General features: G+C 71.0%; 4 protein-coding genes. 1 reads left to right on the top strand and 3 read right to left on the bottom strand.

Translation table 11 applies throughout. The features are described from left to right. Positions 1 to 603, bottom strand: a 603-nt coding sequence (gene eccB / locus WAW85_RS06425) for a type VII secretion protein EccB (protein ID WP_422558801.1), incomplete at its 3' end; no start/stop codon positions are given. 138 nt (positions 604 to 741) lie between these two features. On the opposite strand from eccB, the gene WAW85_RS06430 reads away from it, so the two are divergent. Beyond that, entirely contained in the window at positions 742 to 2,103 is a 1,362-nt protein-coding gene (locus tag WAW85_RS06430; protein ID WP_422558802.1) for a type VII secretion protein EccE, read from the top strand. A gap of 9 nt (positions 2,104 to 2,112) precedes the next feature. Here WAW85_RS06430 and manA read toward each other — a convergent pair whose 3' ends face one another. Together manA and WAW85_RS06440 are read right to left on the bottom strand one after the other, a co-directional pair. Continuing rightward, positions 2,113 to 3,354, bottom strand: a complete 1,242-nt coding sequence (manA, locus tag WAW85_RS06435; protein WP_422558803.1) for a mannose-6-phosphate isomerase, class I — start codon at positions 3,352 to 3,354, stop codon at positions 2,113 to 2,115. Next, positions 3,351 to 4,394: hypothetical protein (locus tag WAW85_RS06440; protein WP_422558804.1), on the bottom strand; the 1,044-nt coding region annotated here is incomplete at its 5' end. The genes WAW85_RS06440 and manA, both read right to left, overlap by 4 nt.

The raw sequence follows: 4,394 nt of genomic DNA on the forward strand, positions 1-4,394 counted from the left end.
CGCCCGCACCGGCCGCGGCCGTCCGTCGCGCGTGTGCTGATAGATCAGCCACTCCCCAGTGGCGGTACGGACCAGCGCGCCGGCCGCCACCGGTGCCGCCTCAACGGCCAACGGACCGGTCAGCACGGCAGTACCGGCGGCCGGATCGTCGCACACGGTCCACGACGACACCGCCGGATCTGCCGGTCCGGGCAGCGCAGGCGGGGCCCCGGCGATACCGAGTGCCGGACCGCGCGGATAGGCATTCACCGACCGCTGCCCTACCGCCTTCGCGGGGAGCGGCTCCCCCACGACGAGCCGCGCTGACGTCAGGTTGGGCACCGGGTGCATGACGCCGTCGAGCAGCACAAACATCCCGCCCCCGCCGTCGGCGACGACGATGCGCGCGTCACCGACCGACGGTGCAGGCCGGATCAATCCGTAAATTCCGGCGCCCGCGACAAGCAACAATGCCACCACACCACCGGCGAGGAGCGCACGGAACTGCGACCGCATCGGGTCGTGCAGCATCCGCGCATCGTGCCGAATCAGCGCGTGCTCGGCCCGGGCCAGCCCGAAGCGGTATCCGCTCACTTGTGCACGCGTCGTCAATTGTCTCGACATTTTGACCCCCCGACCAAAATCCGCGAAGAACACGGTACCGCCACCGTATTCCGCACTAGGCTGGCACGACGACGTTTGGGGAGACGCGTGGCGAATCACGACACGTCCGAATCATCCGTCAGGGTCTGGGGAGGCACCATGCGGGGGCTGGCGAATCGACGTGTCCGGCCCAAGCCCACCCCGTTCGATGTGCCGTACGACGACAACGTCATCGGCGTCCGACACGACGACGGCACCCTGCTCACCGTGCTCGCTGTCCACGGGAGCACTCCAGGCCCGCGACCGCTCGCTGAACCTTGGCGGCCTGCCGCCGGCTCCAAACTCTCCGTCGCCGGGGGCCTCCCCTGGGACACCCTCACGGCGTGGTCGCGGCGGCCCGAAGCCCTCGCAACCGAAATCTCAGTGCTGACGCACGGCCGATCCACCGGCGACGACGGACCTGCCGCCCGCGCCTATCGCAGCCTGCTCGGTCCGCTGTCGGTGGCTGGCGAACGCGCCGTCCACCTGGTTGTCCGGTTTGCTCCACTGGCCCACCCCGAGTGGGTTGCCAGGTACGGGACGGGCCGGTCGGCGGCGCTCCGTGCCGTGCTGGCGGCCACCCGCACGATGACGGCCCTGCTGCGCGCGGACGGGCTCACCGTGACCGGTCGTACCGCCGCTGAGCTCACCGCGCTGACCGGCAAGATACCGCCCGTTGCTTCGGCGGTCATTCACTCCGCGGTCAGCCAATCCGCGGTCATTCACTACTCAGTGCATCCCGATGACCCAGCACACCTCCCCACCGCACTCGAGTCGGTGTGGCAGCACGGCGCCGCGGCGAGCACCGCACTGGTCTGGCGAACGGGGCCAGCAGGACCAGTGATCCGAGCTTCCGCCTGCATCGACCGCAGCCTGGACGGACAACTGCGCGACGATCTGCCACCTGGGTGGCGGCCGCGCCCCAGCGATGCGGCGAACGCCGACCGGGCGACACTGCCCCGCTCCACAGCCACTGCGCTGGCCGGTACGGTGATCCCGGTGACCGGCGCGGGCATCGTGGTGGGCGCCGACCCCACCGGGCGACCGGTGACCGTGCGCCTGGCTGGGCCCGATGTGGCGATCGCGGAGGTGACCGGCGGATTACCAACGGCCCAGCGAGTGGTCGTGCGGTTGGCCGCCCTCGGCATCTCCTCCGCGATCTTCACCGATCGTCCCGAGCGGTGGGACGGCGTGCTGCACGGGGTGCGCGATCGCCACCTGGTGCATCCGGCGGCCAGCGGCGCCGCCGATGTGCTGATCGACGACCGCCCCGACGGGCAGCTCGGCCCGCTGGCTCGGCACACGGTGATCCGGGTGCGCGAGCAGGGCCATCCCGTGCCCGGCATTCCCGGCCTCTACCCCGATCCCGAGGATCCGGCGAACATCCTGATCAGCGGTGCCCGGACCCCGCTGCGCGTGCGGCTGGTGAGTACCCCAGCCGAGGACGCGCTCCTGTCACCGCGGAATGCGCCAACGGACTGACCTTCCCGGTCAGCCGAGATCCGCCGCCAACGGCACCCGCGCCCGGAAGAACACCGCGCGCGATGCGGCCGCCCGTACCGTGACATTCGGATCGTCGTCGGCGAGCCACAGGGCCTCGCCGCATTCCACTACGGCCGTGTCGCCGTCGGCGGCCGCCACCTCGATTCGGCCGCGGGTGACGGTCAGGATCTGCGGCCCGGGCAGGTCGAATCCGATGCTGGAGGCGTAGGCGAGACCGGTGCCGTCGAGCTCGATCCGCGAGAGCCGGAATTCCGGGGCCGGGGTCAAGTAGACGCGTTCGGCACCGACCGGGGAGACGGCTGGCATCAACTCGTCGCGTGCCACCGGATGGAAGTCCAAGACGCGCAGCAATTCCGGGACGTCGATGTGCTTGGGAGTGAGGCCGCCGCGCAGCACGTTGTCGGAATTGGCCATCGCCTCGACCGCCGTACCTCGTAGATAGGCGTGCAAGTTGCCAGCGGGCAGATAGATCGCTTCGCCCGGCGACAGTCGCACAAAGTTGAGGAGCAGCGCAGCGAGCACCCCGGGATCGTTGGGGTAGGCCTCCCCGAGTTCCAGCACCGCGCGCAGTTCGCTGGCAAACCGGTCCTCACCGCGGCTGAGGGAACCGACAGCACCGGCCAGCACGGCGGGCACCAAGTCGGCAAGCACCCGCTCAGGCAGCGTCAACCACGTGGTGAACACCGCGCGCAGCCCCGCCTCGTCCGGCGAGCCAGCCAACAGGCCGAGCGCCGAATCGAGGCCGGGCACGGCCAGGCTGCGCAGCAGTTCGACTGTCTGCGCGGGCTCCCGAAAACCGGCGAGCGCCGCAAAATCAGTGAGGGCGACGACGATTTCCGGCTTGTGCCAGCAGTCGCGGTAGTTGCGGCGCGGGTCGCCCACGGCCAGTCCGGCCCGATTCTCGGCGGCGAATCCGGCGCGCGCCTGCGCCGCACTCGGATGCGCCTGCAACGACAGCGGTTCCTCGGCGGCCAGCACCTTCATCAGGAATGGGAGCCGCGACTCGAAGCGCTCGACGATGTCGGCGCCCAGGGCGGCCACCGGATCGGCGTCGATCAGCATCAGCAGATCGCCGGCGGCATGGTCTAGGCGGGCCGGAGATCCCGGGTGGGCGCCGAACCACCGTTCGGCCTCCGGGTGCGGCGACGGCGCCGCGCGGCCCTGCAGCTCGGCGATCGCGGTGCGCGAACCCCACGCATACGGGCGCACCACTCCCTTGAGGACCTTCATATCCCCACCCTCTCACGACCCAGTGCCGCGTAGGCGGCAGCCAGTTCCGCCCGCACCACAATCACCAAGTAGGCAGCGATATCCGCCGGGGTGTCAGTGCGCACGTCGAGCGCTCCGTCGGCCCGCTGCGCCGCGGCCTCGTCGGTGCCGACCTGTTCGGTGATCAGATCGGCATCGTGGCCGCTGATCTGCTGCGCGGCGAACCAGCCGCGCGCGGCAGTACTGAGGACAAAGGTTCGCCGCGGCTCGGCGGCGGGCGGACCATCGAACTCGGGATCATAGAAGAGTGCGCTCGTCGCATCGCCGGTGACACTCCGCGCCGACTGGACGCTCAGCGCCCGGTCGATGTCGGCGCTCACGGCCGACCACCCGGCGATGTCGAAGAAGGCCGCGGCCACCTGCGCAGCCACCGCGGCAGCGGCGGGGGTCTGGCCGACGAAGACCGGGCGGTGTCCAGACGCGCGCAGGGCGAGCAGCTTCGCCTGGTTGTAGAAGCTCTCCTGCGACGGGTGGTCGGCGCCCGCTTCGGCGTCGAGCAGGTCGGCCAGCTCAGCCAGCGGCAGCGGCGCCGGGGTCAGGCGCACAGCATGCAGCCCAGTGAAGACGGCCACCAGCGCAGCGACCAAGCCGGTGAACCGGAACCGCGGATCGACAGGCAGTCGCGGCGAGAGGTCGAGCACCGGGATAGCGCCGCGCTCCCCGATTCGGGCGGCATCACGCAGCGGACCTTCCAGGGGTGCGGCGACGACGATCTCGGCATGCCGACGTCCGGCACGCGAGAGCGCGTCGGCCAACAGCGGATCACCGGCGTCAGTACCGGTCACGACGACGACGTCGAGCGGGCCGACCCAGCCGGGCAGGATGGGGGCGACGACGATCGGCACGTCGAGCCGACCAGCGCAGGCGGCCACCGCGAAGTCCGCCGCCCGCGAAGTCAGCCGCCCGGCCCCGGTCGTGATGACCACCGCGCGCGGTACCGCTGCGGACAGCGCTTCCAGGGCGCCTTCGGCCTGCGCTTCGGCGACGGCTCGCACTTGGGC

It is taken from the genome of Gordonia sp. (in: high G+C Gram-positive bacteria), assembly GCF_049299075.1.
In the GTDB taxonomy this organism is placed as follows: Bacteria; Actinomycetota; Actinomycetes; order Mycobacteriales; family Mycobacteriaceae; genus Gordonia.

What these genes read in the sequence shown, in the direction of transcription:
- WAW85_RS06430 (WP_422558802.1), top strand. Translation starts at nt 742, where the DNA reads ATGCGGGGGCTGGCGAATCGACGTGTCCGGCCCAAGCCCACCCCGTTC.
- manA (WP_422558803.1), bottom strand. Translation starts at nt 3,354, where the DNA reads ATGAAGGTCCTCAAGGGAGTGGTGCGCCCGTATGCGTGGGGTTCGCGC.